The sequence below is a fragment of the Pseudomonas sp. GWSMS-1 genome (assembly GCF_049847425.1).
Classification (GTDB): domain Bacteria; phylum Pseudomonadota; class Gammaproteobacteria; order Pseudomonadales; family Pseudomonadaceae; genus Aquipseudomonas.
Genome location: NZ_JBMHHV010000005.1, coordinates 3,112,055 through 3,138,706, shown reverse-complemented (window position 1 = coordinate 3,138,706; position 26,652 = coordinate 3,112,055). Strand labels below are relative to the sequence as shown.

Below are 26,652 nucleotides of genomic sequence, written 5' to 3'. Positions count from 1 at the left end.
AGTATCAGTGAAGTTTCAGGCGCGGTTCGGTGCTGCGGCCAATGCGGTCGCCGAGCATCATCAACAGCGTGCGTGTCATGCCGTACAGCGCAATCTGGTGCATGCGGTAGAGCGATACGTAGAACATTCTCGCCAGCCAACCTTCGAGCATGACGCTGCCGGTCAGGTTGCCCATCAGGTTGCCGACCGCTGAAAAAGTCGACAGCGAGATCAATGAGCCGTAATCGCGGTAGCGGTATTCCGCCAGCGGCTTGCCCTCGATGCGCAGTTTTAGCGATTTTGCCAGCAGTGAGGCTTGTTGGTGCGCTGCCTGTGCGCGCGGCGGTACGTTGCGTCCTTCACTGCCAGGTTGCGGGCAGGCAGCGCAATCACCGAAGGCGAAGATGTTGTCGTCCAAGGTGGTTTGCAGGGTCGGCCTTACATGCAGTTGGTTGATGCGATTGCTTTCCAGGCCATCCAGTTCCTTGAGAAAGTCGGGGGCGCGAATCCCGGCGGCCCATACTTTCAAGGTGGCTGGGATGATTTGGCCTTGCGCAGTATGCAGCGCCTCGCGGGTCACCTGGCTGACGGCGGCCCCAGTAAGTACGGTGACGCCGAGCTTCTCCAGGGTTTTGTGCACCGGCTGGCTGATGCGTTCAGGCAGGGCGGGCAATACACGCGGGCCGGCTTCGATCAGGGTGATGCGCATGTTTTCCGGGCTGATTCGATCCAGGCCATAGGCCGCCAACTCGCGTGCCGCATGGTGCAGTTCGGCCGCCAGTTCAACCCCGTGGCCCCCGCCCCGACGATCGCGACATTAATCAGCTCGGTCGTTTCGCTTTGGCTGGCGTGGGCGCGCATGTAGTGGTTGAGCAGCTGGTGGTGAAAGCGCTCAGCCTGCTCGCGGGTGTCGAGGAATAGGCAGTGCTCGGCAGCGCCGGCGGTACCGAAATCATTGGTCGTACTGCCCACAGCGATGACCAGGCTGTCATAGCTCAGCTCGCGCGCGGGGACCAATACCTGGCCGTGCTCATCCAGGGTGGCCGATAGGCTGATGCGTTTGTTCGCGCGATTGAGGTCGTGCATGCGCCCCAGCTGGAACTCGAAGTGGTTCCACTTGGCCTGGGCCACGTAGTTGAGTTCGTCGCCAGACGAGTTCAGCGAGCCGGCGGCTACTTCGTGTAGCAATGGCTTCCAGATATGCGTCAGGTTGGCGTCGACCAGGGTGATCTTGGCTTGGCCGCGTTTACCCAAGGTTCTACCTAGGCGGGTAGCAAGCTCCAGTCCGCCGGCGCCACCGCCGACAATTACGATTTGATGAGTCATTCGATACGCTCACAAGGCTTTTAAGGAAAAACGGTGAGTCGGTGTGGGCGAGCGCTAAGCAGCTCATAGCACCAGGCGACTCAGAAGACGGCTCAGCAGGCCCAGGCCAATCGTGATCATCACGATGATCAGCAGCAGCCGCCAAACCTTGAACGGCTGGCGTTCGACCTGATGCTGCGGAGCACTGAGGTATTGCTCGACACGTTTTTGATCATCAGGGTTCAGACGACTGGTCATGTGTGCCTCGAGTAAAGGGGGCCGTTGGCAATTGAGTAGGGTCGATTGCGGGCTGGGGTGGTGGGCATTCTAGCTGCGCAGCTTATAGCGGCTCAACGCGCAGGGCATCATCCAGGCGAATAATCCCCCCTTGTAGCACGCGCGCGGTAATGCCGCCGTGGCCACGCATGGCCTGGAAGGTGCCGAGCCCTAAGCGCTCTTCTAGTTTTGCGCAGGGTTGGCACCAGCCGGTGGTTTCCAGTATCGCCTGGCCGAGACGAAAGCGCCGGCCTTTGAGGCTAAACAGGTTGATGCCACTGATAGCGATATTGCGCCGTAGTTCGTGGGCGGTAATTGGGTTTTCGGCCGGGCGTCCCATTAGGGCGCTGATTACCACCAAGTGTTCCCATTGGATCAGGGTCACTTGCCGGGCGTTACGCGGGCCTGGGCGGCTGTGGTCGCCAGTCAGGCCGGCTTCGCGCCTTGCTTCCACGGCGTCCAGTTCGATCATCGTCGCCCGCGAAGCCGGGCGCACGCCAATCCAGCGCACACAGCCCTGTTGCGGCACAGCCGCAAGTAACTCGTGCAAGGGGCTCATAGGCTGATGCCCACATCAAACAGCACGCTGCGGCCGAGGTTGTTGCGCAGAAAGCTCGGAGCATCCGGATGCGCGAACAGCACGCGGGCAAAGGTCGGGCCCACCAGCGACAGTGAGCGCCAGCCCTGGCGGAGAAATTCAGTCGGTGGTGGGAAGTGGCTGTTGAAGTCCGGCACGGCGCGTTTTAGGTTGACGTAGGCGAGCAGGTCCAGCTCGCCCAGGTCGAGGCCGCGCTCTTGGTAGTTGTGGGCTTTTTTGCGCAGGGTGGGCGTCAGCCGCTGTTGTAGATTGGCCGCGGCAATACGCCTGGGCTTGGCTTCACGGCGCACCAGTTGGCTGAGGGAGAATGCGCTGCGTCTGCGTTCCAGCTCGGCGCGCCATTCATCATTTAGGCGGCGGCCCTCGTCGAGGACGAAGAACACTTCAAAGCTGGCGTCGCGGAACAATACGTCTGGCGGCTCGTGGTCTGCGGCGCTGAACTCATCCAGGCGGTGGCTGACATTCAAGGCTTGCAGCAGGCGCTGGCAGACCCAGCGCTCGCGCTCCCACTTGCGCGCGTTGGAGAGAAAAGCATTGGCTTGTTCGGCCTGGTGCGTCAGTAGGCGCAGGTAGTCTGAGTCGTCCATGGCTTCAGCTTAGCGTGCGCGGCAGGTGTGTTGGTACCCTCTGTTGCGGTTGTTTCAGGCTTTTTGTCGTCGGTTGGGCGAATGTGCTGGCGGCGGTTGTAGACTGCCTAGGGTCACTATGCGTGTATGGGGGTTGTTTGGATGATTGCCGCGCACTTGTTGTCTTCCACCAGTCAGATGCTGGGTTGGCTGATCTATCTACCGCTGCTGTGTTGGGCCGTCTGGCGTGCGCGCTGGGTCGAACTCTGTAGTGATTTGCGCCGCCAGCATCTGTTAGGTGGCACGGCGCTGGCGCTGTTCGTGCTGTGGCTGATACGTCGGGATTTCGATTCGGGGCTGTCCTACCACTTTATTGGCATGACGGCGGTCACCTTATTGCTGGATTGGCCGCTGGCCATGCTGGTGGGGCTAATTGCCCAGCTGGGGTTGTTGGCGTTGGGCCGGCAGGATTTAGCGGCGCTTGGCGTCAACGGCGTGCTGCTGGTGGTGATTCCTGTGTGGGTGACTGAGGCCTGTGCATTGTGGGTCGAGAAAAAACAGCCGCGTAATCTGTTCGTCTACATCCTGTTTAACGGCTTCTTTGCTGCAGCGCTGGCAGCCTTAGTGTTTATCGTTGCCGCCTTCGCCGTGCTTTGGCTGGACGGGCTGTTCCCGATGCCGCCCTGGTTGGAGGACTTTATCGGCTACCTCTGGCTGGTAATTTTCCCTGAGGCGTTTATCAACGGCATGCTGGTGACGGCGCTGGTGGTGTTCTACCCGGACTGGCTAGAAACCTTCAACCGCACGCGTTATCTCGCCGCGCCGTGGAAGGATGACGATCCGTCGCGCTGATGGTGCGGCCTTCAGAGTCTTGATGGGGCTGTGCGTGTTGATGTGGGTCAAGCCGCGCGAGCTATTAGGGCTCATCGTGGTGGCATCAATCAGGAGGGCGTGAGATGGGTGTACATCAGTGGGCAAGGCAGGCAATCGAGGAGAGTCTGCAGGGCGTCGAGGCGCAGGGCTTCGATCAGTCCATGGCGTTGCGGGCATTACTCAGTGCCGTTATCGAGCGTAGTCGGGCGGCGCGCAGTGCGGCAGATCTGGCCGCAGAGCTGCAGTTTCTCGCCGATAACCTTGATGACGAGCGTGATTACAGCTTTATGCGGCCCTGACGAGTAACAGGCGATTGAAGCCCTGTCTGCTTCGCCGATGGTTTCAGCGGCCTGTCTAGTGCTCGCGCGGCGGCAGTTCGCCAGAAAACACATCGTCCTCCAGTGGATTGCCGGGGATCGCGTGCTCTTCCGAGGCCCAGGCGCCGAGGTCAATCAGCTTGCAGCGCTCTGAGCAGAAGGGCCGGCTCGCGCTTTGTGGGCCCCATTCAACGGGCGCGCTGCAGGTAGGGCAGGGGACTAAGGTTGGGGTGCTCATACTTGGCCTCCGCGTAGGGTTAGGTAGAAGGCGTGGAGTCGTTCCACTTCGGCTTGCAGTCCGTGCAGGTCTTGATCGTTAAGCAATACATCATGTGCATGGCGCAGGCGTTCTTCGCGGCTGGCCTGGGCCTGAAGAATGGCCTGAACCTGTTCGCTGGAGCTTTGGTCGCGGGCCATTGTGCGCTCTATTTGAAGGTGCTCCGGCGCATCCACCACCAGTATGCGCTGGGCCAGCTTGTGCTGGCCGGACTCCACCAGCAACGGTGAAACCAAAATGGCGTAGGGCGATTCGGCGCGCGCCAGGTATTGAGCAATTTCCTGGCCGATTAATGGATGTAAAAGCGCTTCTAGCCAGCGCCGTTCGGCTGCATCCGCAAAGATCCGTTTGCGCAGGGCAGTACGATCAAGCTGCCCATCGGCTTGCAAAACCTGTGTGCCGAAGTGCTCGACTATCTTCGCCAGCGCCGGCTTGCCAGGCTCAACCACCCAGCGCGCCGCATGATCGGCGTCGACCAAATGCACGCCCAAGTCGATAAAGTGTTGGGCGACAGCACTCTTACCGCTGCCGATGCCGCCAGTAAGGCCAAGAATCCAGGGTTTTGTGTTCAAGGTGCGCGCTCGTCTCGGTCATCCAAGGGCGCGATTGTAGGGCGTATTTAGGAACGAAGCGAACAATCCGCCATGAACCTAGAGCCCGACAATCCGAAGGTAGCGGGCCGTGATTTGCTCGCCCCTGCTTTTGTAGAGTGTTGTGGCTCAATGATTCTGGACACCCCGATAGGGCGTTAAGCTTCGCCCAGCAATGAGATGTTTACGTGACCAGAAGATCATTCAGTACAGATTTCAAACTTGAAGCAGCAGGCCTAGTTCTGGATCAAGGCTATTCAATTTCCGAAGCCTGCAAGTCGATGGGTGTAGGCCCGACCGCATTACGTCGATGGGTGGAGCAACTACGCAGCGAGCGTGGCGGCACAACCCCGCCGCGCAGTAGGGCCATGACTCCCGAGCAGAAACGCATACAAGACCTTGAGGCCCAGGTTCGGCGTTTAGAGCGGGAGAAAGAGATCTTAAAAAAGGCTACCGCTCTCTTAATGTCGGACTCCCTCGATCAATAAGCCTGATCGAGGCATTGGGCGAGCGATATCCACGAGCCGAGCTGTGCCGCGTATTTGGCGTACATCGCAGCAGTGTCTAAGACGCCTGCAAGCGACGCCGCCGGGTAGATCATCGGCGGATTGCATTGCGCCAGTTGGCCACTGAATTTCATCTACAGAGTCGCGGCTCAGCTGGAGCCAGAACATTGTCAGCGGCGCTGCGGATACAGGGTGTCGCGGTGGGGCGTTTTCTGGCCGGACGCCTTATGAAAGAGGCCCGGCTGTTCAGTTCGCAATCGCGCAAGCATCGTTATCGTCGAGCTGATGGTGAAAATGCTATCGCGGCGAATGAGCTGAATCGGCAGTTCACAGTGAACGGCCCCAACCAAGTGTGGTGCGGCGACGTGACCTACATCTGGGCGGGTAATCGCTGGATTTACCTGGCGGCGGTTATGGATTTGTATGCGCGCCGCATCGTGGGCTGGGCACTCTCCAATCGACCGGACTCGCAACTTAAGACGCGCGCTTTGCGCGTGGCTTTTGAGTCCCGTGGTTGTCCGCAGCAGCTGATGTTTCACTCTGACCAAGGCAGCCATTACACCAGCATCGAGTTCCGCCAAATGCTGTGGCGCTACCGGATCGAGCAGAGCATGAGCCGGCGTGGCAACTGCTGGGACAACGCACCGATGGAGCGCTTTTTCAGAAGCCTGAAAACGGAGTGGATGCCAGAGCAAGGCTATACCAACCAGGGTCAGGCTGAGGCGGATGTACTGCGTTACCTGACGGACTACTACAACCATCAACGGCCACACAGCTACAACGGGTACAAAACGCCAGTGGAAGCCGAATCACTGGCCGGATAAACCTAAACCAGTGTCCAGAATTCGTTGACCACAACAGGCGCATTTAGAGCCGATGGTGTTTGCGTGATCCTGGTTCGCGCCTAACCCACCCTACGGATTACTACAGCAGCCCAGATGCAGTTTGGGCTGCTGCGCCGTATCAGAACCCGGCAATCTGCAGGTAGCTGGCGGTGATCTGCTCGCCCCAGAGCAGGGCGATCCAGCCAGCAATCGCCAGATAAGGGCCGAAGGGGATAGGGGTGCTGGTTTCTGCGTTGCGCAGGCGCAGCATGATCAGGCCGAGTACTGCGCCCACCAGTGACGACAGCAAAATGGTCAGCGGCAATACCTGCCAGCCACCCCAGGCGCCGAGCATGGCTAGCAGCTTAAAGTCACCGTAACCCATGCCTTCCTTGCCGGTAACCAGCTTGAACAGCCAGTACACCGACCACAGGCTCAGGTAGCCGGCAATCGCGCCCCAGAGTGCATCTTCCAGTCTGGTAAACAAGCCGAAGCTGTTGGCAATCAAACCTAGCCACAGCAGCGGCAGTACTAACGAATCGGGCAGCAGCTGATGATCGGCATCGATCAAGCTCATCGCCAATAAGCCCCAGGTCAGCAGCAGCATGCCGCCAGCCTGCCAGGTAAATCCGAAATGCCAGGCGATATAGGCCGCCAACACACCGCAGGTCAGCTCAACTAGCGGGTAACGTAGGCTAATCGACGCTTTACAGCTTGAGCATTTGCCACGCAGGAACAGGTAGCTGATAACCGGGATGTTCTCCCAGGGCTTTATTTCATGGGCGCAGTGCGGGCAGCTTGAGTTGGGTAATACCAGATTGAAGGTTGCCGTCTGAGTCTCTGCGGGCAGTTCCAATATCTCGCGGGCCTGCTCGCGCCAGTCGCGCTGCATCATTTTCGGTAGGCGATAAATCACCACATTGAGAAAGCTACCGACCAGTAAACCAATCAGCAGCGCGCATAAAACAAAGGCCAGCACATGGCTGGCCAAAAAGTTGATTACAGACATAGTTTAGACAACAGCACCGAGTTGGAAGATAGGCAGGTACATGGCAATGATCAGGCCGCCGACTAGCACGCCGAGTACCGACATAATCAGCGGCTCCATCAGGGCGGTCAAGCCGTCGACGGCGTTGTCCACCTCGGCCTCGTAATAACTGGCGACTTTATCCAGCATTGTATCCAGCGCGCCGGACTCTTCACCAATGGCGGTCATTTGTATGGCCATAGAGGGGAATACCGCCGTGCTGCGCATAGAGAAGTTCAGCTGCATGCCCGCGCTGACATCCTGCTTGATTTTATTCACCGCGTTCTTGAACACGATGTTGCCGGTTGCCCCCGCTACTGAGTCCAGCGCTTCTACCAGCGGCACACCGGCGGCAAAGGTTGTGGCCAGGGTGCGGGCATAACGAGCAACGGATGATTTGAAGATGATATCGCCGACAATCGGCGCTTTCAGTGCAGTACGGTCGAGCCAGTTTCTGAACTTCTCTGAGCGTTTCTTGACTTCAACAAAAGCAAAGCCTGCGGTAAACATGCCGATCAGAATGATAAACCACCACGCTTGTAGAGCTTGGGATATGCCGATGACAAACTGAGTAAACGCCGGTAATTCGGCACCAAAGCTGGCAAATACAGACTCGAATTGCGGTACAACTTTAATCAGCAAAATAGCCGAAACAATCAAGGCCACCAGCACCACCGCAATCGGGTAGTTCATGGCTTTTTTAATTTTGGCTTTAAGCGCCTCGGTCTTTTCTTTGTAAGTGGCTACACGGTCCAGCAGGTTTTCCAGCGCGCCCGCTTGCTCACCCGCATCGACCAGGTTGCAGAACAGGTCATCAAAGTATTCGGGGCGCGTTCTAAGGGAGGCTGCAAAGCTATTACCCGCAGCAACATGCTGTTTAATGTCATCCACCAGCTTGCGCATGTTGGGGTTGTCCACACCCTCAGCAATAATGTCAAAAGACTGCAGCAACGGTACGCCGGCCTTCATCATCGTGGCCATTTGCCGGGCAAACAGGGCGATATCTATCGGCTTGATCTTCTTACCCGCGCTGAACAGCGAAGCGGATTTTTTGCGCACCTTGGTCGGGTTGATGCCCTGCTTGCGTAGCTGCGCCTTCACCAATGCAGGGTTCTGGCCGCTGGCTTCACCTTTTATTTTGGCACCCTGCTTGTTGGTGCCTTCCCAAGCGAAGGTGCTGGTTTTTAGTGCTTTAACGGCCATCGGTTAGTCCTTTGTCACGCGGTTCACTTCAGCGAGGCTGGTCACGCCCTGCATGGCCTTCAGCAGCGCTGAAGTTCGCAGATCATTAAAGCCGTCTTTGCGCATCTGGATGGAGATATCAATCGAGTTGCCTTCCTCCATGATAATCCGCTGCAGCGCCGGCGTGTTTTTAACCACTTCATAAATCCCGACACGGCCTTTATAACCGCCGTTGCAATTTTCGCAGCCAACCGGCTCATAAATCTTGAAGGTGCCGATTTTGTCTTCCGGGAAACCTTCCTCCAGCAGGGCCTCGCGCGGGATCTGAATTTCTTTCTTGCAGTTGTTGCACAGCTTGCGTGCAAGGCGCTGGGCGATAATCAGGTTCACCGAGGTGGCGATGTTGAATGACGGCACGCCCATGTTGCGTAGTCGCGTCAGGGTTTCGGCCGCGCTATTGGTGTGCAAGGTCGACATCACCATGTGCCCGGTTTGTGCGGCCTTAATAGCAATGGAGGCGGTGTCCAGGTCACGAATTTCACCGACCATGATGATGTCCGGGTCCTGACGCAGAAAGGATTTCAGTGCCGCGGTAAAGTCCATGCCCTGCTTGGGGTTAACGTTGACTTGGTTAATGCCCTCTAGGTTGATTTCCACCGGGTCTTCAGCCGTGGAGATATTTACGTCGACGGTATTGAGAATATTCAAGCCGGTGTACAGCGATACGGTTTTGCCGGAGCCGGTTGGGCCTGTGACCAGAATCATGCCCTGCGGTTGTTTGAGGGCGGCCATATACAGCTCTTTTTGCGATTCTTCATAGCCCAGTGCGTCGATGCCCATCTGCGCACTGGCAGAGTCAAGAATCCGCATCACGATTTTCTCACCCCATAGGGTTGGACACGTACTGACGCGGAAATCGATAGACTTGGTTTTCGAGATACGCATCTTGATGCGGCCGTCCTGCGGCTTGCGTCGCTCTGAAATATCCAGGCCGGCCATTACCTTTAAGCGCGCAGAGATGCGCGGCGATAGCTGGATCGGTGGGCGGGCTATCTCATGCAGAATGCCGTCAGTGCGAAAGCGCACCCGGTAGGTCTTCTCGTAAGGCTCAAAGTGCAGGTCTGAGGAGCCTTTTTTAATCGCATCCAGCAGCATCTTATTTACAAAACGCACCACAGGCGCATCGTCTGCGGAGTTGCCGTCAGCTTTTACTTCCGCGTCATCATTAATCGCTTCAACATCCAGGCCATCGAGGTCAACGTCGGCCAGTTCATCCATACCGCCGGTGGCGGAGTCGAAAAATTTATCGATAGCGTCACCGAGCTTGTCATCCTCAACCAGAATGGCCTCGGTGTTCATGCCGGTGCTGAATTGAATGTCAGTAATGGCCTGATGGTTGGTGGGGTCGGAGACCGCGACAAACAGCTTGTTGCCCCTGCGCCACAGTGGCAGCACACGGTGCTGACGCACCAGCTTTTCGGTCACCAAGTCTTTGGGCTGGTTTTCTTTGTCGATGGCATTCAGGTCAACAAAGGACACGCCAAACTGATCGCTGGCCAGCTCGGCCAATACCCGGCTTTTCACCAGTTTGTTTTGCACCAGGTAGGTGACTAGTGACAGCTTGTTACGCTGTGCTTGGGCTTGCGCTTGTTGCGCGGCTTTTTCATCCAGCAGTTCCGCCAACACCATCTGCCGGGCCAGGCCGGTAAGGGGCACGCTATCGTTCATCATAGGCTCCATAACAATGCATGCCTTATAGCCTAGATGCTAAGGACTGCCAAATATAATGGGGTCAGGTGACAAAAAATGGCAGTTAGTGCCGGCTGTGCGGCGACAAATGTCTGGAGTGTTTATTTAGAGGTCCAGATTAACGCTATGTTGGAAGTTGGCATGCAAGGTGCACTGTTAGGGTTAGGTCGTCGACCTATACACACTAAGGAGATGCTTATATGAAAGCTCAAATGCAGAAAGGCTTTACCCTGATTGAATTGATGATCGTAGTCGCGATCATTGGTATTTTGGCTGCAATTGCCATTCCGCAGTATCAGAACTACATCGCGCGGTCGCAATTTTCCGAGTCTCATGCTTTACTCGGTGGCGCTCGCACTGCAGTGCAGGAGCGTATAGATCAGGGCCAGTCTTTTACCGCATCGACAGGTGACGCTACAGCTGCTTCTAACGTTCTTGGTCTTCAATTGACCGGTGAATATGGCGCAATTACCTCGCCAGCTTACAACGGTACTGACGCTACTTATGCGCTGACATATACATTCAAAACTGCTGGTGTTAATGCCAATCTTGTAAGCGATACGGTTGACTATACCTATACCAAGGCTACCGGGCTTTGGGCTTGTACAACTTCTGTTCCACAGCAGTACGCCAGCAAGTGCGCTACCGGTTCTTAATGGTTCATGATTGAATGACGCCCCGCAATGCGGGGCGTTTCTTTACGTGGGTGACGTATTGAAAAAATTAGTTCCTATTTTTTGGGTGTTTGGAGTGGTCGTTTTTCCAAATATTCTATTCGGATTACTTTCCCTTTATTTTGGTTTGGGGCGGCCCTACGTAAACTTTGACTATCTGGTTTGTGCTGTTATTTTTTTTACACCGCTACGATTTTTATTTTACCCGCTTGTTTTGGTTTGTGCTTTTTTTGATGTGATGCTTTTGGTATGTCAGGTTTTCCCTTTTGTTAGGTTGCAAGATGTTTTTTATCTCTTAGGCTTTATTCCTGCTGCGGCTCTGGCTTGGCAGGCTTGGCTATGTGTGTCGGTGGTATTGGCGCTATTCGCTTTTGGGCTCTTTTCGCTTTCGGTGAGGCGTTCGTCGTTATTGAGCTGTCTTGTGTTATTGAATTTTTCTTTGCTGCTGTACGCGTTTTCAGTTTATGGGACTGACGTTGATCGTGGAAAATTTTGGCGTGTTCCAGAGGGGAGAGCTGTATCAAGTCAAGCGGTTTATTTCTATACATATCGTCAAGGTGCGTTTCTTGAGAAGTACTTTGAGGAGGGTGAGCCTTTCAGTAAGGCTGCCTACAGCGGTGCTACTGAGCCATGGTTCGAAGCTGGGGCTGGTTTTAAAAATAAGGTTTTGTTGATTGTTAATGAGTCTTGGGGCGCTACTTTAAATCCTCAGATCGTCGATCAGCTTATTCGACCGCTGCGTGAGCTTAAGAATATCGATGCGGTGGAATATGGTTCGAAAGATTTTGTAGGTGCGACTGTTGCTGGGGAGTTGAGAGAGTTGTGTCGCCTGCAGCCGAATCACTTCAATTTATCAAGTGTGTCAGAAGGTTTTGATGCATGTTTGCCTGGGATGTTTAAGTATCAGGGTTACGTCACGCATGCTATGCATGGTGCGGTTGGGCTAATGTATGACCGGGTTCACTGGTATTCAAAGATTGGTTTTGATGAAAGGGTTTTTTTTGAAAGCAGATCTTGGAAGGAGCGCTGTTACTCTTTTCCTGGCGCGTGTGATCTCGAGTTGATGGAGGAGCAGCTTAAGCCTTTATTGGCTCGGAATGGAAAGGATTTTATATATTGGCTAACACTGAATACCCATTCATATTATGATGTTCGTGACTTGCGCGGCGATTATTTTAACTGTGCTGAGTATGGTGTTTTGTCTGGTGGTGAGGCGTGTAGGAATCTAAAGTTACAAGCCCAGTTTTTTAAAGGCTTGGCGGATGTGCTTTCTGGCGTAGGTTCTGGGGTAGATGTTGTTGTTGTTGGTGATCATTCTCCCCCCATGTTTGATCAGCGCGAGAAAGGCACAGTTTTTTTAGATTCGAAAGTTTCTTATATTCGATTTAGTGTCAGGTAGGTTGGCGTGCTTTGGTTACCTATCAAGGCATATTTCCACGGTACGCCTATTTATTAGTCGTGTTGGGTGCGTAGTGCGGAATCACGCGAAGGCGCTTTCGCTGTCCACCGTGACTCTGTGGAATTTGCCGATATATCAACATCCCGCCATCGTGCGGGGTGTTTGGTTTCTGGCTGTTGTGTGAGTTTTAGAATCGCCATTGACGGACGACTCCATTTACGGATTGTACCTGCAGCTAATCCATCCTAAGTGGTGGCTGCGCTGGTCGCAGTCGAATCGTGGCAGGCGCTTCCACCGCTTTCACGGATGACAGAGGCTAGAGGCTCAGCCGCATCGACAAGTCCACCGCCTTCACATCCTTGGTCAGCGCACCAATCGACACATAATCCACTCCGGTCTCAGCAATTGCTCTCAAGGTGTTTTCATTCACGCCGCCGGATGCCTCCAGCTTGGCTTGGCTTTGGCTGATGGCAACTGCTTCGTGCATTTCATCCAGGCTTAGCTCGTCAAGCATGATGATGTCGGCACCCGCGTCGAGTGCCTCGCGCAGCTCCTGCAAGCTTTCCACTTCAACTTCCACCGGCTTGCCGGGTGCGATTTTGTGGGCGGCAGTTATGGCGTGGGCGATGCCGCCGCAGGCGGCGATGTGGTTTTCTTTGATAAGGAAGGCGTCGTACAGGCCGATGCGATGGTTGTGGCAACCGCCTTGGGTGACGGCGTATTTCTGTGCCAGGCGCAGGCCGGGCAGGGTTTTGCGGGTGTCGAGCAACTTCACCGCGGTGCCTTGCACGAGGTCGGCATAGTACTGGCAGCGGGTGGCGACGGCGGAGAGGGTTTGCAGGAAGTTCAGTGCGCTGCGCTCACCACTTAGTAAGGCGCGGGCTGGGCCTTCCAATTCAAACAGCACTTGGTTGGCTTCGGCGCGTTGGCCGTCTTGGATGTGCCAGTGCACGGCGACTCGTGGGTCAAGTTGGCGGAATACCGCGTCGACCCAGGCGGTGCCGCAGATGGTCGCGGTTTCACGTGTGATGATCTTGGCGTGGGCGAGCCTCTCGGCGGGTATCAACTGGGCGGTGATGTCGCCGCTGCCGATATCCTCTGCCAGTGCGTGGCGCACGTTGGCCTCGATTTCGTTGGCGAGGTCGGCAAGGATCAGGTTAGGCATGATGGGCTCCAGTCAGCAGAATGCGCCGATTATAGAGTTTGCCGGCTGTTTGCGCAGTGCTTACGGCTGTTCTCTAGCGCTTGTGGGGCTATGCTGTTTAGGAATATTGGTCGGGCTGTGCGGTATAGCGTGCGGCAGTGGTCGCTGCGGTGACCGCTGGGAAGCTGCGGCGCTGCATCTGTGACCTGGGTCATGTCTGGATGAAAAGTCAGCTTGGTATGTGCGTGCACATCCCTATAATGGCTTTACTTTTTAGAATTGTTGACGCCAGGCCTTTGACGTTACGGATGACGCTCAGTTGACCGCTGTGCAGATCGGTCCGCCCAAGAGGGGCAGTCTGCAGGAGACTCGCAATGAAGACTGATGCGAATGTGGTGCGCCTGAGCAAGGTGAGCCCTGAGCAATCGCCCACTTCACCGGTAGGAAGACTGCCTGTGGCGCTAACAACTGTACGTGACAACGCGGCGCAACAGCTGAAAACGGCGTTGCAGTCGCTGTTTGATAATGCCGACGATACGCTGTTCGAGATGGCCGATCGCGCCACCAGCAACGCCGAGCAAAATGCCTTTTTTGAGGCTATGCGCGATCTGCGCTTGAAGCGCAAAAATATCGAGCGTGGCTTCCTACAGAAGGTCTTTGAAGCCTTCGCCACGCTTAATCAATATGAAATCGGTAAGCCTGCACCGTTGGATGCGATGTCATTTGACGCGTTGTCGTTGGTGCAGAACGATGCACTGGAAGAGTCGGTTGCCCTGGACTCGATGGTGGCCAAGGTGGTCAGCCGGGATGCGACGGCGCTCAGCCATCTGACCACCCGTTTCAATGCCATGGTCAGCAAGAAGCTTGATGACAAAACCAACCCGCTTGGCCCGACGTGTCTCTGTGAGTTCTTCCTGGATGCCTGCAGCAGTTTGGGCGTCGAGATCAGGGTCAAGCTGATTATTCTGAAGCTGTTTGAAAAGTACGTGCTGAGTGGTCTCGATCAGCTGTATGCGCAAGCCAACCAGGCCTTGATTGCCACTGGCGTGCTGCCTGAGCTCAAGTCTGCACCGGCGCCGCGTAACCCCTCGCGCGCCAGCTCGCCAGCCGGTAGCGCGGGGCAGGAGGCGGCGCCTGAGCTGTCGCCTGGGTTTGCCGATGAGGGTGTGCAGGAAGTTTTTGGCGCGCTGCAGGCGCTGCTTTCCCAAGCGCGTGGTACGACGATTGCGCAACGTAACCGGCCAGTCGACGCCATGCCGATTTCCAGTAATGACCTGATGCGCCTGCTTTCGCACATGCAGCAGCGTGCGCCGGCACAGGTTAGTGATGATTTTGATTTGCGCGAGCAGCTTGAAGGCTTACTGACCCGTGCCAGTGCCAAGGCTGGCAAGACGCGGGTGGTGGGCGAGGTTGATGAAGACGTTATCAACCTGGTGTCGATGCTGTTTGAGTTCATCCTTGATGACCGCACCTTGCCGGACTCGCTCAAGGCGCTGATCGGCCGTTTGCAGATCCCGATGCTGAAAGTGGCGGTGATCGACAAAACCTTCTTCAGCCGTGGCAGCCACCCGGCCCGCCGCTTGCTCAATGAAATCGCCTCAGCGGCCCTCGGCTGGGGTGAGCAGGATAATGCGCAGCGCGATAGCCTGTATCAAAAGATCGAGCAGGTGGTGCAGCGCCTGCTCAACGACTTTGTTGACGATCCGCTGATTTTCTCTGAGCTGCTGGCTGAGTTTCTCGCCTTTACCGGTGACGAGCGTCGGCGTAGCGAGCTGCTTGAGCAGCGCACGCGTGATGCCGAAGAAGGCAGTGCAAAAGCCGCATTGGCGCGTCGTGAAGTTGAGCAGGCACTGAACCAGCGGCTGCTGGGCAAGACCCTGCCGGAGGTCGTGGTGCGCTTGCTGCAAGAGGCCTGGAGCAAGGTATTGATGCTTACGTGCCTAAAGCACGGGGTTGAGTCAGAGCAGTGGCAGGCCGCCTTGGCGACGATGGATGACCTGGTTTGGAGTGTTGAGCACCACGACGAACCCGAAGCGCGTATGCGCCTACTGGAGATGGTGCCCGGCTTGCTCAAGGCGCTGCGTGAAGGGATGGTCAGCGCGGCATTTGATCCGTTTTCTACCGGCGAATTCTTCAACCAGCTGGAAGCCTTGCATGTGCAAGCCTTCCAGCGTTTTAAGCGCAGCCTGCCGGAAGAAGGTGCGCCTGCCGATGCCCCGGTGCTTGCTGATATTACTGACGAGCAACGCGCTGAGCTGGCTGAAGTCGGGATGGACTTACCTCTGCTGGAGCTGCCTGCTGCGGAGGCTGTTGAAGAGCCCGCGATGGTCGAGGTGATAGAAGAAATCATCCTGCTGGCGCCAGGCGAGTTGCGTGCCTCCGAGCCAGAAATCAGCCTGCCTGACGATGATGAGGCGTTGCTGCAGGTGGATAACCTGCGCGTTGGCAGCTGGGTCGAGTTTCAGGAAGACGAAGAGCACAAGTTGCGTTGCAAGCTGGCCGCAGTGATCAAGCCGACAGGTAAGTACATCTTCGTCAACCGCACCGGCATGAAGGTGTTGGAGAAGACCCGTATGGGCCTGGCTGTAGAGTTCCGCCGCAGTGCCATTCGCTTGCTGGATGACGCGCTGTTGTTTGACCGGGCGCTGGAGTCGGTGATTGGCAACCTGCGTAAGCTCAAGGGCACCTGATCAGCCTGCGTAGGCTAGCAATAACGCCGCCGGGGCTACCTCGGCGGCGTTTTTATTTGGGTCGCTGCTTTGACGGTCTCGGCCCCTATAGTTGCGAGCGAACCCATAAATCGAAGCTAAATAAACATGCATCTCTGCCAAGGTTACTTCTAGGGGCGCCGTTACGCTTGCTTGGCCTTGAGGCGACGCTGAACTAGAGTGGCCGCTCAATCAAGGAGCTTTTATGCAGCTGGACCCTTCCAGTGGCTGGTGTGATGGTATCCAGCACTGTCCCTCGCCGAACTTCAATCAGCGGCCGCTGGGTGAGGTTTCTTTGTTGGTGATTCACAACATCAGCTTGCCGCCTGGCGAGTTCGGTACGGGTAAGGTGCAGGCGTTCTTTCAGAACCGGCTGGACGCGGATGAACATCCGTATTTCGCCGGCATCGCGAGCCTGCAGGTGTCCGCGCATTTCTTTATCGAGCGCGATGGCGCTGTCACGCAGTTCGTCTCTTGTAATGAGCGCGCCTGGCATGCGGGGCAGTCGCGCTTTGCCGAGCGGGAAAACTGTAATGATTTTTCCCTAGGGATTGAGCTTGAAGGGACCGATGATCTGCCCTTTACGGCGGCGCAATATGCGGCGCTGATCGCGCTGACTCAGCAACTGCAAGCGGCTTACCCGGCCATCACCCCGGCGCGGATTTGCGGGCATAGCGATATCGCGCCAGGGCGCAAGACGGACCCCGGCCCTGCATTCGACTGGCAGCGTATGCGCATGGCATTGCAGCAAGACAAGGAGCTGATATGAATTTTCTGGTGCTACTGCTGGTGCTGTGGGTCGAGAAGTTCTCGGCCTGGCGTAAGCATATTCAACACGACGGCCCCTGGCTGCGGTTATTGACGGCGCTTGAGCGCAAGCCGCAGTGGGCTGGGCGACCCTGGCTGGCCTTGGCTTTGCTGGTACTGCTGCCGCTGTTGGTGCTGGGGCTGATTCTATTGTTGCTGGCGCCTGTTGCTTACGGCTGGTTGGCGCTGCCGGTGCATCTAGTGGTGGTGATTTATAGCCTGGGTCGCGGTGATCTGCTGGCGGCGCTAGGACCGTTTCGCGACAGCTGGCGGCGTGGCGATGCCGAGGCGGCGTACCTGGTTGCCCGGCGTGATTTGTCGCTTGAGGCGGACGAGGAGGGCGAGTTACTGCAGCGTGTGCAGGGCCATTTGGTATGGCAGGCCTATCAGAGCTTTTTCGCGGTGATCTTCTGGTACGCGCTGTTGGGGCCCGTGGCGGCGCTGGCGTATCGGCTGGTTGCCTTGAGCAGCGAACATGCGACGTTGCCAGCCCTGCGTGAAGCGGCTGTGCAGGTACGCCATGGCCTCGATTGGCTGCCGGTGCGTGTGTTGGCCGCCAGCTTTGCCCTGGTGGGCAATTTTGCCGGGGTGAGCCGGGCGTTGCTGCACGAGTTGCTCAGCTGGGACATTAGCGCGGCGCAGTTGGTGATCATCACTGCGCGGGCTGCGGGCGAGATCCCTGAACCGGTGATTGGTGAAGCCGGCGTCAGCAGCCTGGACGGGCTGTGGCAGTTGCTGGTGCGCGCTGCGGTGTTCTGGTACGCGGGGTTTGCCGTGTGGACCCTGCTTATCTAAGGCTCGGAGCCTCTTATATGTTGAGTCGCGCGGTACGGTTATGCGACGCCTGGGGCGCAGTCATGCTTAGGGTGGGTTAGGCGCGGGCAGCGGCCAGGCATGCAACGCCAGCCTCCGGTGCTCCTCAACACACCGTGGCGGCCTACCGATAAAACGTCGTGTGGTGGGTTACGCAGCGCCTAGATTGCGTGGCGATAGCCATATCCCCTGCGCCGCTCACCCAATCTACAAAAGCGGACTGCAGCATCTATTATCGAATACCGAGGCTTATCTGAGGTCGTCGTTCCACAGCCAGGCCGCGCCGCGCACGCCGCTGGAGTCGCCGTGTTGGGCTTGCAGCAGGCGTGTATTGACCTGGTCGGAGAACACGTAGCTCGCCAGCAGCGGCATTACATCCGAGTAGAGCGCGCGGCTGTTGGACAGGCCGCCGCCGAGGACGATGACGTGTGGGTCAATCAGGTTGATCACCGACGCCAGACCACGCGCCAGTTGATCGCAATAACTCGAAAATGCCTGCTGCGCGGCGGGGTCGCCGGCTGTTGCGGCGCTTACCAAGGCGCTCGCATCCAGGCCGAGGTTGCTACGCGCCGCCCAGCCCGGGCCACTTAAAAAAGTTTCGATGCAATCGTCCTTGCCGCAATAGCAGCGCCGGCTCGGGCCGTCCTCGCTGCGCCGCCAGGGCAGTGGGTTATGCCCCCATTCGCCGGCAATGGCATTCGGCCCGCTGAGCAGTTGCTGGTGCACGACCAGGCCGCCGCCGACGCCGGTGCCGAGAATCACCCCGAACACGCTAGGCGCTCCCGCGCCGGCCCCATCGCAGGCTTCTGAGAGGGCAAAGCAGTCGGCATCGTTGGCCAGGCGTACCGGGCGCTGCAGGCGCTGTTCGAGGTCGGCCTGTAAGTCTTGGTCAATCAGGCACAGGGAGTTGGCGTTCTTGATCCGCCCATGGTCAGGCGAGCGTGTGCCGGGGATACCGACCCCGACACTGCCGCGAGTGCCCAGCTCGCGCTCGCACTCCTCCACTAAGTGAGCGATTAACTCGACAGTTTGCGGGTAATCGCCTTGTGGGGTTGGGGCGCGGCGGCGTAAGACCTGGCGGCCGTTGTCCAGGGCGATGATTTCGACTTTGCTGCCACCCAAATCAATACCCAGCTTCAGCGGTGTGTGCATCATTAACCTTAAGTTACAGAGGTTGAAGTCGATAAGAGGTATACATGGCGCCATGCTCGGTCGCAATTTTGTGACAGTCGTCACGTCAATCACCCGCTATTTATCCGGTTGATTCACGTGCCGTAGGTCGAGCAACAAGGGACATGTAGGGCGCACATTTGCCATTGTGCGCGGCCTATTTGTAACCTGACACAACAATAATTAGAACTGGAGACGTCCTGTGAAGACCGTGCTGTATCCGGCCATCGCGCTAATGAACCGCCTCAGCTTCGGCATGAAGTTCAGCTTGATCAGTGTGCTGTTCTTTCTGCCCATGCTCGTCACCAACTTCTACTTGGTGCGTGACTCCTACCGCCAATTCGTCAGCACCCAAGCGGCACTCGAAAGTATCGACCTGCTGGGCGAAAGCCTGACGCTGCGGCGTAACCTTGAGGACTTTGTCGACCTCATCGAGATCAACGCCATGATCGGCCAGTCTGGCCAGGCGGGTGATCTGGAGGCGCGTCTGACTAAGCTTCACGCGACGATTTCCAGTGCGCTGCAGGGCATGGCAGCGGTGGTGCGCGAGCCCGAGCAGATCGACGAATTCAATAACAAGCGCGATGAGCTGATTGCCGAGCTCGCGGCGGTACAGAGTGAGACGTCCCTGCAAAGCAAGATTGCCCTGGCGGAAAAGCTGCTGGGCTCCTCGCAGGTGTTTATTAAGCTGGTCACTAACCAGGCTGGCCTGAGTCAGGATCGTCAGGGCGCGGTTCGGCAGATGGTCGAACTGGTGAGTGTGGCCACGCCCAAGGTCACAGCAGCGCTTAGCGAGGGCCGGGCTATTGGCGCTTACTCGCTGGCGCAGGGCTTTCTTAATTCATCAGCCAGTACGGCGTTTGATGAGCTGCTGCTGGAGCTGGAAAAGCTGCATGCCGAGTACGGCCTGAGTCTTCAAACATCGCTCAACAGCAGCGCGCAGGCGCGCACGGTGTTGGCGAGCCCAGCCGCAAGCAGCCTGGAAACCCTGAAAACGATGGCGGTTCTGTTCGAGGACAAAGTGGTCATCGCCGACTCGTTGGATATGCCGTGGGCGCAGTTCTACAACGATGTCAGTGCGGCGATGGAGCAGACCTACCAACTTAACAGCGCCGTGCTGGTGTTCCTCGACCAGCAACTGCAGGTTCGCTTGCAAGAAAACCGTGTACAGATGGTGCTGCTGGTGGTCGCCCTGGTGGTGGTGTTCCTGCTGATTGTTTATTTGTATAGCGGCTTTTATGTATCGATCCGCACTACCTTGAAGAACCTCGGTCAGGTGATGAACCAGGTGGCTGCTGGCGATATGACCGTGAGCTTCACGGCGCAAAGCCGTGATGAGCTGGGCGAACTGGGCCAGGTGTTCAATGAAACCGTGAGCAAAATTCACCAGCTGATCGAGCGCGTTGGGCAGACGGTTGTCGAGGTTGAGCGTCAGGCCGATCGTGTGCAGCAGATCTCCGGGGAAAGTAACCAGGCTGTCGCCGGGCAGCGTGGGCAAATCGACCAAATTGCCACCGCGATGAATCAGATGTCCGCCACTGCGCAGGAAGTGGCGCACAGCGCCGCCGCTGCCGTGGGCAGTGCGCAGAGCGTGAATGATGAAACAGTCAGTGGCCGTGCGCTGGTCGAGTCGCAGGTCGGCAGCATCCAGCGCCTGGCGGGTGAGATTGATCAGTCGGTGGCAGTGATCAACAAGTTGGCCAGTGACAGCGCCTCGATCAGCCAGGTGCTGGACGTGATCAAGGGCATCGCCGAGCAGACCAACCTGCTGGCCCTCAACGCGGCGATTGAGGCCGCCCGTGCCGGTGAGCAGGGTCGCGGTTTTGCTGTGGTGGCCGATGAGGTGCGCAACCTGGCCAAGCGCACCCAGCAGTCCACCCAGGAAATCGAGTCGATGATCGCCACGCTGCAAGGCGGCGTTGGCGCCGCGGTCAAAGCGATGAGTTCCAGCCACGCGATGGCCGACAACACGGTCAATGAGTCCGGCAAGGTGCAGCAGGCGTTGGAGAATATCCTTGGTGCGGTGGGCATGATCGTTGATCAAAACCAGCAGATCGCCACCGCCGCCGAAGAGCAGACAGCCGTGGCGCATGATATTGACCAAAACATTGTCGAAATCAGCCAGGCCGGCGAACGCACTGCCGAAGGTGCCAGCCAGACTGAACAAGCCAGCCTTGAGCTGTCCGGGCTGGTGGCTCGCTTGAAACAGTTGATCAGCACCTTCCGCGTTTAAGCGTTCAGCCGTATCGACAAGGCCCTCCTACAAGGTAGGCCTTGTCGTTTTTGTCGGGTGGCGGCTGCGCGTGGTGCGCGCCCGGATTAGCGCGGCTCTAGATGCTAGTCCCAGCCAAACAATTCGGCCGCATTTTGGCTGCTGGCGCTGGCCAGCACGTCGCTGCTGATGCCGCGTAATTCGGCCAGGGCTGCGCAGATGTCCGGCAGGTGCTCTGGACTGTTGCGCTGGTTGGGATGCATCGCCGGCGCCATGTCCGGTGAGTCGGTTTCCAGCACGATGGCCTCTAATGGCAGCTGCGCCACCACCTTGCGCAGGCGCAGCGCTTGCGGCCAAGTCGGCGCGCCACCGAGGCCAAGTTTGAAACCCAGCTTGAGGTATTCGCGCGCTTCCTCGTAGCTGCCGGCGAAGGCGTGGATGATGCCGCCCCGCTCGGGTTTGAGGCGCTTGAGAGTGGCAATGGTCGCTGCATGGGCGCGGCGTACATGCAGCAGGGCGGGCAGCTCGAATTCGATGGCCAGCTTGAGCTGTGCTTCAAACAACTGTTGCTGCCGTTCGCGATCCAGCTGTTCGAGAAAGTAGTCCAGGCCGAACTCGCCCACTGCGCAGAGTTTAGGGTGGCCGGCGCAGCGGGCTAGCCAATCGCGCAGTTCATGCAGGTGCGCAGGCTGATGTTCGTCGAGATACACCGGGTGCAGGCCGAAGGCGGCGTACAGGCCATCTTCAGCCAGCGCCAGATCCCACACGCGCTGCCAGTTAGCCTGATTCACGCCAAGCACCACTAAACGCTCGACCCCAGTTGTGCGACAACGCGCGAGCAGTTCGTCGCGATCGGCATCGAAGTCGGGAAAATCCAGGTGGGTGTGGGTGTCGATCAGGTGCATGGCATCAAGGCTGGAGCGCGCATTAATAGAGGGGTTGAATGGCAGTTGGGCATGCAGTTATGCCACCGCTGGTGGTTTAGCCTAAGCGAGCACGGCCCATCTGGGAAGCAAGCAGCGCTTGCTTGGCCTGGCCTTGGGCGGGCAGCATGCGGCTCAGCAGTTTGAGCGGGTTGCGGTAGATGATGTTTAGCCTCAATAACATGGTGTTGGCCGGGGCAGCGTTGCTGCTGGCCTGTGTGTTCTTTCAGCCGCGCCTGATGGCTGCACCCGGTTGGCGCGCAACTGTGACGCCACTGGCGTCGATTATCGGCTCCGGCTTCCTGGTGGCCGGGCCGATTCTCGCGCATGCCGTTGGCCCCTTAGCCTGGCTGGCGATGTTGGCCTTGTGTGGTTTGAGCTACTGGTTTGGCGCAGCCATCCGCTACAACATCCGCTATGTTGAACCGAGCCTGCTGGCTCAGCCGCCGCGTTACCAGGTTGGCCTGGAGCGCTTGTCTGAGCTGGCGCTGGCGTTGGCCTACTTTGTTTCGGTGGCCTATTACCTGAACTTGTTTGCCGCCTTTGGCATGCGCCTGGGCGATGTGGTCGATCCCGTGTGGACGCGGGTGTTGACGACGGTTGTGATCGCCGGCATCGGGCTGCTCGGTGCGTTACGCGGCCTGGCCGGGCTGGAGCGGCTAGAGGTGATGGTGGTGGCCTTGAAGCTGTCGCTGATCGGCGGGCTGGTGGTGATGTTGGTGCAGGTCAACCTGTCGGCGGTGCTGGACGGCTCTTTCAGTTGGGCGGCGCAAGCGCACTTGCAGGGGATGCAGCAGCTCGAGGTGCTGTTGGGCCTGGTGATTCTGGTGCAAGGCTTTGAAACCTCGCGTTACCTCGGCAGCCAATACGACGCCACCACCCGTATCCAGAGCATGCGCTGGGCGCAATGGATCGCCTGCGCGATTTATATGGCGTTCTTGTTGCTGATTACCGGGCTGTTCAACGGTGCTCTTCCGCCGGAGGGCGGTGAGACGGCGATCATCGACTTGCTGCGGCCGCTGGGGCTGCTGGTCGCGCCGCTGCTGATTCTCACTGCGTTGGCGTCGCAGTTATCGGCAGCAGTCGCCGACATGAATGGTGCCGGCGGGCTGCTGGCGGAGTCGTCAGGGCGGCGCTTGCCGGTGCGCTTAGGCAATCTGGTCACCGCTCTGGTGGCGATAGCAATTACCTGGACGGCGAACATCTACGAGATCATCACTTATGCCTCGAAGATGTTTGTCATCTACTACGGCTTGCAAGCGTTGCAGGCGGCATTGGCGGCATGGCGACGTGGCCAGCGCTGGCACGCGGCGGGGTTTGCGGCGGGAGTGGGGGGGGCGTTGGCGATTATTGTGTTGGCAAAGCCGGTGGCGGCTTAGCCTAGAGCAGCCCAGCGGCGAGAGCTGATCTCGCCGCTGGCGCGCTTTAGTGGGTCTCGCGGGTGGCGCGGAATTTCACGTCTGGCCAGCGCTCTTCCATCAGCGCCAGGTTGACTCGCGTCGGCGCCAGGTAGGTGAGGTGACCGCCGCCGTCCACCGCCAGGTTCTCTACGGCCTTGTTGGAGAATTCCTCCAGCTTCTTCTTGTCGCTGCATTCAATCCAGCGTGCCGACCACACGGTAATGGGCTCGTAGGCGCACTCGACCTTGTATTCCTCTTTCAGGCGGCTGGCGACCACGTCGAACTGCAGCACACCGACCGCGCCGAGGATGATGTCGTTGCTGCGCTCGGGGAAGAACACTTGGGTCGCGCCTTCTTCGGCCAACTGCTGCAAACCCTGGCGCAGTTGCTTGGATTTCAGCGGGTCTTTCAGGCGCACGCGGCGGAACAGCTCCGGAGCGAAGTGCGGAATACCGGTAAAGCTCAGGGCCTCGCCTTCACTGAAGGTGTCGCCGATCTGGATGGTGCCGTGGTTATGCAGGCCGATGATGTCGCCGGCATAAGCTTCCACAAGCATTTCACGCTCGCTGGAGAAGAAGGTCAGGGCGTCGCCAATGCGCAGGTCTTTGCCGGTGCGCACGTGGCGCATCTTCATGCCCTGGCTGTATTTGCCCGAGCAAATGCGCATAAAGGCGATACGGTCGCGGTGCTTGGGGTCCATGTTCGCCTGGATCTTGAACACGAAGCCGGTGAATTTCTCTTCCACGGGCTCTACGGTGCGCTCGTTGGCGACGCGGGCCAGCGGTTTTGGTGCCCAGTTGACCACGGCATCCAGCACGTGATCGACGCCGAAGTTGCCCAGCGCGGTGCCGAAGAACACCGGGGTCAATTGGCCATTCATGAACTCGTCCTGATCGAACTCATGGCAGGCGCCCTGGACCAGTTCCAGCTGCTCGGTAAACCGCTCGTATTCATCGCCCAGGTGCGCGCGGGCTTCGTCGGAGTCGAGTTTTTCGATGATTTTCACATCGGTGCGCTCGTGGCCGTGACCAGCGGTGTAGACGATGATGTAGTCGTCTTTGAGGTGATACACACCCTTGAAGTCGCGGTAGCAGCCAATCGGCCAGGTGATCGGCGCGGCTTTGATCTTGAGGACGGCTTCGATCTCATCGAGCAGTTCAATCGGGTCGCGAATGTCACGGTCGAGCTTGTTGACGAAGCTGACAATCGGCGTGTCGCGCAGGCGGCACACGTCCATCAGGGCGATGGTGCGTGGCTCAACACCCTTACCGCCGTCGAGCACCATCAGCGCGCTGTCTACCGCGGTCAGGGTGCGGTAGGTGTCTTCGGAGAAGTCTTCGTGACCGGGGGTGTCGAGCAGGTTGATCATATGATCGCGGTAAGGGAACTGCATCACCGAGGTGGTGATGGAGATGCCGCGCTGCTTTTCCATTTCCATCCAGTCGGAGGTGGCATGGCGGTCGGACTTACGCGACTTCACCGTGCCCGCGACCGAAATCGCCTTACCCATCAGCAGGAGTTTCTCGGTAATCGTGGTTTTACCGGCGTCGGGGTGAGAAATGATCGCAAACGTACGGCGTTTGGCGACTTCGGCGGCCTGGATGGTCATTGTGCGAGAACCCGTCGACTGAATAGTCGGTCTGTCAAAAAAGGCGGCGATTATAACGGTAAACGCCGTTCAGCGCGGCGACCTGTAGTCAGGCGAGCAAACCGCGATTTTTCTTCGCTTTGTGCGGCATTCCTGACGTTTTGTTTTGAATATAAAACGTTCAATCACTAAGACGACAAAGAGGGTCAAAAGCACGGCATTTTTGATTGATCTCAGCTGCCCATGGCCCTAAAGTTCGCGCCCGAACGTCCATGCTGGCAACGATCCATCCGGCTCAAGTACTGACGACGAGAGACCATGCGGTACTCGGCGACATGCCTTGGGAAGTAGGCGAACCAAAGTGGGGAAACTGATCAGACGTTCTGGGCCGTTCGCGGCCGCCCCCTGAAACGCAGTTGAACCTGTGCCCGGTTTAGCTGCCCGAATTAGTGTGTTTTGGTTTTGCCATATGGAGTCGAGCATGTCGATCAAGGTCGAAGATTATTACGCACCCGCCACTTTTCAGCGCATGAAGGCGTTTGCTGATACCCAGGAAACCCCGTTTGTGGTGATCGATACCGCGATCATCAGCCAGGCCTACGACGACCTGCGCGCCGGTTTCGAATTCGCCAGCATCTATTACGCGGTCAAGGCCAACCCGGCAGTCGAAATCATCGACCTGCTCAAGGAAAAAGGCTCCAGCTTCGACATCGCCTCTATCTACGAGCTGGATAAGGTCATGGGCCGTGGCGTCAGCGCTGATCGCATCAGCTACGGCAACACCATCAAGAAATCCAAGGACATTCGTTACTTCTATGAGAAGGGCGTGCGTCTGTACGCCACCGACTCGGAAGCGGACCTGCGCAACATCGCTAAGGCCGCGCCGGGCTCGAAAGTCTATGTGCGCATTCTCACTGAAGGCTCGACCACCGCCGACTGGCCACTGTCGCGCAAGTTCGGCTGCCAGACCGACATGGCCATGGATCTGCTGATTCTCGCTCGCGACCTGGGTCTGGTGCCTTATGGCATCTCCTTCCACGTCGGCTCGCAGCAGCGCGATATTTCCGTGTGGGATGCGGCGATTGCCAAGGTCAAGGTGATCTTTGAGCGCCTGAAAGAAGAAGACAGCATCACCCTCAAGTTGATCAATATGGGCGGTGGCTTCCCGGCCAACTACATCACCCGCACCAACAGCCTTGAAACCTATGCCGAGGAAATCATCCGCTTCCTCAAGGAAGACTTCGGTGACGATCTGCCGGAGATCATCCTGGAGCCGGGCCGTTCGCTGATTGCCAACGCTGGCATCTTGGTCAGTGAAGTGGTGTTGGTGGCGCGCAAGTCGCGTACCGCGGTTGAGCGTTGGGTGTATGTCGATGTGGGCCTGTTCAGCGGCTTGATCGAAACCATGGGTGAAGCCATCAAGTTCCCGATCTACACCGAGAAGAAGGGTGAGATGGAAGAGGTGGTGATTGCAGGGCCGACCTGCGACAGCGCCGACATCATGTACGAGAACTACAAGTACGGCCTGCCGCTGAACCTGGCAATCGGCGACCGTGTTTATTGGCTGTCTACCGGTGCCTATACCACCAGCTACAGCGCTGTTGAGTTCAATGGTTTTCCGCCGCTGAAATCGTTCTACCTGTAAGGCTGTATTGCTTTGCTAAAACCCCGCCTCGGCGGGGTTTTTTGTGTCTGGAACAGTCCGCGGCAGGTGGTTTCAAATGGCTTAGGCGCTCTTCAACGCG

General features: G+C 57.7%; 22 protein-coding genes and 3 pseudogenes. 12 read left to right on the top strand and 13 right to left on the bottom strand.

What is annotated here, in order from left to right; all coding sequences use genetic code 11:
• Positions 1-4: 4 nt before the first annotated feature.
• From ACEPAJ_RS18455 to ACEPAJ_RS18440, 4 genes and pseudogenes are all read right to left on the bottom strand, one after another.
• Positions 5-1,305 (bottom strand): annotated as a pseudogene (locus ACEPAJ_RS18455) (NAD(P)/FAD-dependent oxidoreductase).
• Between the two features lie 63 nt (positions 1,306-1,368).
• A complete protein-coding gene (locus ACEPAJ_RS18450; protein ID WP_274089253.1) occupies positions 1,369-1,542 on the bottom strand; it encodes a DUF3094 family protein in 174 nt (57 codons plus the stop codon).
• Positions 1,543-1,624: 82 nt separating this feature from the next.
• Positions 1,625-2,119, bottom strand: coding sequence for an MOSC domain-containing protein (locus tag ACEPAJ_RS18445; protein WP_425916848.1), 495 nt, complete (start codon positions 2,117-2,119; stop codon positions 1,625-1,627).
• A complete protein-coding gene (locus ACEPAJ_RS18440) occupies positions 2,116-2,745 on the bottom strand; it encodes a DUF1780 domain-containing protein (RefSeq protein WP_274089255.1) in 630 nt (209 codons plus the stop codon). The genes ACEPAJ_RS18445 and ACEPAJ_RS18440 overlap by 4 nt, the downstream gene beginning before the upstream one ends.
• 141 nt (positions 2,746-2,886) lie before the next feature.
• Here ACEPAJ_RS18440 and ACEPAJ_RS18435 point away from each other — a divergent pair, with 141 nt between their 5' ends.
• Positions 2,887-3,576, top strand: a complete 690-nt coding sequence (locus tag ACEPAJ_RS18435) for an energy-coupling factor ABC transporter permease (protein ID WP_425916845.1) — start codon at positions 2,887-2,889, stop codon at positions 3,574-3,576.
• A 104-nt stretch (positions 3,577-3,680) separates the two neighbouring features.
• The gene (locus tag ACEPAJ_RS18430; RefSeq protein ID WP_425916843.1) at positions 3,681-3,896 is read left to right on the top strand and encodes a hypothetical protein; all 216 of its coding nucleotides are present in this window, start codon (positions 3,681-3,683) and stop codon (positions 3,894-3,896) included.
• A gap of 55 nt (positions 3,897-3,951) precedes the next feature.
• Here the strand turns inward: ACEPAJ_RS18430 and yacG are convergent, their stop codons facing one another.
• Positions 3,952-4,152: a DNA gyrase inhibitor YacG gene (gene yacG / locus ACEPAJ_RS18425; protein ID WP_425916841.1), complete on the bottom strand. Its 201-nt coding sequence runs from the start codon at positions 4,150-4,152 to the stop codon at positions 3,952-3,954.
• Positions 4,149-4,763, bottom strand: coding sequence for a dephospho-CoA kinase (gene coaE, locus ACEPAJ_RS18420; protein WP_425916839.1), 615 nt, complete (start codon positions 4,761-4,763; stop codon positions 4,149-4,151). Before coaE ends, yacG begins: the two co-directional genes overlap by 4 nt.
• Positions 4,764-4,969: 206 nt before the next feature.
• On the opposite strand from coaE, the pseudogene ACEPAJ_RS18415 reads away from it, so the two are divergent.
• Positions 4,970-6,111 (top strand): annotated as a pseudogene (locus ACEPAJ_RS18415) (IS3 family transposase).
• A gap of 139 nt (positions 6,112-6,250) precedes the next feature.
• Here ACEPAJ_RS18415 and ACEPAJ_RS18410 read toward each other — a convergent pair.
• The 3 genes from ACEPAJ_RS18410 to pilB are packed head-to-tail and all read right to left on the bottom strand — an operon-like array spanning position 6,251 to position 10,048.
• Entirely contained in the window at positions 6,251-7,120 is an 870-nt protein-coding gene (locus tag ACEPAJ_RS18410; RefSeq protein WP_425916837.1) for a prepilin peptidase, read from the bottom strand.
• Positions 7,121-7,123: 3 nt separating this feature from the next.
• The gene (locus ACEPAJ_RS18405) at positions 7,124-8,341 is read right to left on the bottom strand and encodes a type II secretion system F family protein (protein ID WP_425916835.1); all 1,218 of its coding nucleotides are present in this window, start codon (positions 8,339-8,341) and stop codon (positions 7,124-7,126) included.
• Positions 8,342-8,344: 3 nt separating this feature from the next.
• The gene (pilB, locus tag ACEPAJ_RS18400) at positions 8,345-10,048 is read right to left on the bottom strand and encodes a type IV-A pilus assembly ATPase PilB (protein WP_425916833.1); all 1,704 of its coding nucleotides are present in this window, start codon (positions 10,046-10,048) and stop codon (positions 8,345-8,347) included.
• Between the two features lie 221 nt (positions 10,049-10,269).
• On the opposite strand from pilB, the gene ACEPAJ_RS18395 reads away from it, so the two are divergent.
• Together ACEPAJ_RS18395 and ACEPAJ_RS18390 are read left to right on the top strand one after the other, a co-directional pair.
• Positions 10,270-10,725 carry a pilin gene (locus tag ACEPAJ_RS18395; protein ID WP_425916831.1) on the top strand — a complete coding sequence of 152 codons (456 nt, stop codon included), beginning with the start codon at positions 10,270-10,272 and terminating at the stop codon, positions 10,723-10,725.
• A 46-nt stretch (positions 10,726-10,771) separates the two neighbouring features.
• Positions 10,772-12,142, top strand: coding sequence for a sulfatase-like hydrolase/transferase (locus ACEPAJ_RS18390; protein ID WP_425916829.1), 1,371 nt, complete (start codon positions 10,772-10,774; stop codon positions 12,140-12,142).
• Positions 12,143-12,458: 316 nt separating this feature from the next.
• On the opposite strand, the gene nadC is transcribed toward ACEPAJ_RS18390, so the two are convergent.
• A complete protein-coding gene (nadC, locus tag ACEPAJ_RS18385) occupies positions 12,459-13,307 on the bottom strand; it encodes a carboxylating nicotinate-nucleotide diphosphorylase (protein WP_425916827.1) in 849 nt (282 codons plus the stop codon).
• A 353-nt stretch (positions 13,308-13,660) separates the two neighbouring features.
• Here nadC and ACEPAJ_RS18380 point away from each other — a divergent pair, with 353 nt between their 5' ends.
• The 3 genes from ACEPAJ_RS18380 to ampE all read left to right on the top strand — a co-directional run bounded on the left by ACEPAJ_RS18380 (position 13,661) and on the right by ampE (position 17,596).
• Positions 13,661-15,976: a DUF1631 domain-containing protein gene (locus ACEPAJ_RS18380; protein ID WP_425916825.1), complete on the top strand. Its 2,316-nt coding sequence runs from the start codon at positions 13,661-13,663 to the stop codon at positions 15,974-15,976.
• Positions 15,977-16,199: 223 nt separating this feature from the next.
• Positions 16,200-16,763, top strand: a complete 564-nt coding sequence (gene ampD, locus ACEPAJ_RS18375; RefSeq protein ID WP_425916823.1) for a 1,6-anhydro-N-acetylmuramyl-L-alanine amidase AmpD — start codon at positions 16,200-16,202, stop codon at positions 16,761-16,763.
• Entirely contained in the window at positions 16,760-17,596 is an 837-nt protein-coding gene (gene ampE, locus ACEPAJ_RS18370; RefSeq protein ID WP_322949429.1) for a regulatory signaling modulator protein AmpE, read from the top strand. Before ampD ends, ampE begins: the two co-directional genes overlap by 4 nt.
• Before the next feature lie 267 nt (positions 17,597-17,863).
• Here ampE and ACEPAJ_RS18365 read toward each other — a convergent pair whose 3' ends face one another.
• Positions 17,864-18,766, bottom strand: coding sequence for an ROK family protein (locus ACEPAJ_RS18365; RefSeq protein WP_425916821.1), 903 nt, complete (start codon positions 18,764-18,766; stop codon positions 17,864-17,866).
• A 253-nt stretch (positions 18,767-19,019) separates the two neighbouring features.
• Between ACEPAJ_RS18365 and ACEPAJ_RS18360 the strand changes: the two are divergent.
• Positions 19,020-20,159, top strand: a pseudogene (locus ACEPAJ_RS18360) (HAMP domain-containing protein); the annotation flags it as partial.
• Positions 20,160-20,303: 144 nt separating this feature from the next.
• Positions 20,304-21,017 (top strand): methyl-accepting chemotaxis protein, encoded by a 714-nt coding sequence (locus ACEPAJ_RS18355; RefSeq protein WP_425918097.1) that lies wholly within the window; start codon positions 20,304-20,306, stop codon positions 21,015-21,017.
• Between the two features lie 104 nt (positions 21,018-21,121).
• On the opposite strand, the gene ACEPAJ_RS18350 is transcribed toward ACEPAJ_RS18355, so the two are convergent.
• Entirely contained in the window at positions 21,122-21,901 is a 780-nt protein-coding gene (locus tag ACEPAJ_RS18350) for a TatD family hydrolase (protein ID WP_425916819.1), read from the bottom strand.
• 179 nt (positions 21,902-22,080) lie between these two features.
• Between ACEPAJ_RS18350 and ACEPAJ_RS18345 the strand changes: the two genes are divergently transcribed.
• Positions 22,081-23,298, top strand: coding sequence for a hypothetical protein (locus tag ACEPAJ_RS18345; RefSeq protein ID WP_425916817.1), 1,218 nt, complete (start codon positions 22,081-22,083; stop codon positions 23,296-23,298).
• Positions 23,299-23,344: 46 nt separating this feature from the next.
• Here ACEPAJ_RS18345 and ACEPAJ_RS18340 read toward each other — a convergent pair whose 3' ends face one another.
• On the bottom strand, positions 23,345-24,928 hold the full coding sequence (locus ACEPAJ_RS18340) for a peptide chain release factor 3 (protein WP_425916815.1): 1,584 nt from the start codon (positions 24,926-24,928) through the stop codon (positions 23,345-23,347).
• A 460-nt stretch (positions 24,929-25,388) separates the two neighbouring features.
• Here ACEPAJ_RS18340 and ACEPAJ_RS18335 point away from each other — a divergent pair, with 460 nt between their 5' ends.
• The gene (locus ACEPAJ_RS18335) at positions 25,389-26,552 is read left to right on the top strand and encodes a type III PLP-dependent enzyme (RefSeq protein WP_425916813.1); all 1,164 of its coding nucleotides are present in this window, start codon (positions 25,389-25,391) and stop codon (positions 26,550-26,552) included.
• Positions 26,553-26,652 lie beyond the last annotated feature (100 nt).

Excerpts from the sequence above, each read along its gene's own strand:
- ACEPAJ_RS18450 (WP_274089253.1), bottom strand. The coding sequence starts at position 1,542 with ATGACCAGTCGTCTGAACCCTGATGATCAAAAACGTGTCGAGCAATAC.
- ACEPAJ_RS18405 (WP_425916835.1), bottom strand. The coding sequence starts at position 8,341 with ATGGCCGTTAAAGCACTAAAAACCAGCACCTTCGCTTGGGAAGGCACC.
- ACEPAJ_RS18365 (WP_425916821.1), bottom strand. The coding sequence starts at position 18,766 with ATGCACACACCGCTGAAGCTGGGTATTGATTTGGGTGGCAGCAAAGTC.
- ACEPAJ_RS18380 (WP_425916825.1), top strand. The coding sequence starts at position 13,661 with ATGAAGACTGATGCGAATGTGGTGCGCCTGAGCAAGGTGAGCCCTGAG.
- ACEPAJ_RS18430 (WP_425916843.1), top strand. The coding sequence starts at position 3,681 with ATGGGTGTACATCAGTGGGCAAGGCAGGCAATCGAGGAGAGTCTGCAG.
- ampE (WP_322949429.1), top strand. The coding sequence starts at position 16,760 with ATGAATTTTCTGGTGCTACTGCTGGTGCTGTGGGTCGAGAAGTTCTCG.
- ACEPAJ_RS18340 (WP_425916815.1), bottom strand. The coding sequence starts at position 24,928 with ATGACCATCCAGGCCGCCGAAGTCGCCAAACGCCGTACGTTTGCGATC.
- nadC (WP_425916827.1), bottom strand. The coding sequence starts at position 13,307 with ATGCCTAACCTGATCCTTGCCGACCTCGCCAACGAAATCGAGGCCAAC.
- ACEPAJ_RS18345 (WP_425916817.1), top strand. The coding sequence starts at position 22,081 with ATGATGTTTAGCCTCAATAACATGGTGTTGGCCGGGGCAGCGTTGCTG.
- ACEPAJ_RS18355 (WP_425918097.1), top strand. The coding sequence starts at position 20,304 with ATGAATCAGATGTCCGCCACTGCGCAGGAAGTGGCGCACAGCGCCGCC.
- ACEPAJ_RS18410 (WP_425916837.1), bottom strand. The coding sequence starts at position 7,120 with ATGTCTGTAATCAACTTTTTGGCCAGCCATGTGCTGGCCTTTGTTTTA.
- ACEPAJ_RS18440 (WP_274089255.1), bottom strand. The coding sequence starts at position 2,745 with ATGGACGACTCAGACTACCTGCGCCTACTGACGCACCAGGCCGAACAA.
- ACEPAJ_RS18445 (WP_425916848.1), bottom strand. The coding sequence starts at position 2,119 with ATGAGCCCCTTGCACGAGTTACTTGCGGCTGTGCCGCAACAGGGCTGT.
- pilB (WP_425916833.1), bottom strand. The coding sequence starts at position 10,048 with ATGAACGATAGCGTGCCCCTTACCGGCCTGGCCCGGCAGATGGTGTTG.
- ACEPAJ_RS18335 (WP_425916813.1), top strand. The coding sequence starts at position 25,389 with ATGTCGATCAAGGTCGAAGATTATTACGCACCCGCCACTTTTCAGCGC.
- yacG (WP_425916841.1), bottom strand. The coding sequence starts at position 4,152 with ATGAGCACCCCAACCTTAGTCCCCTGCCCTACCTGCAGCGCGCCCGTT.
- ACEPAJ_RS18435 (WP_425916845.1), top strand. The coding sequence starts at position 2,887 with ATGATTGCCGCGCACTTGTTGTCTTCCACCAGTCAGATGCTGGGTTGG.
- ACEPAJ_RS18395 (WP_425916831.1), top strand. The coding sequence starts at position 10,270 with ATGAAAGCTCAAATGCAGAAAGGCTTTACCCTGATTGAATTGATGATC.
- ampD (WP_425916823.1), top strand. The coding sequence starts at position 16,200 with ATGCAGCTGGACCCTTCCAGTGGCTGGTGTGATGGTATCCAGCACTGT.
- ACEPAJ_RS18350 (WP_425916819.1), bottom strand. The coding sequence starts at position 21,901 with ATGCACCTGATCGACACCCACACCCACCTGGATTTTCCCGACTTCGAT.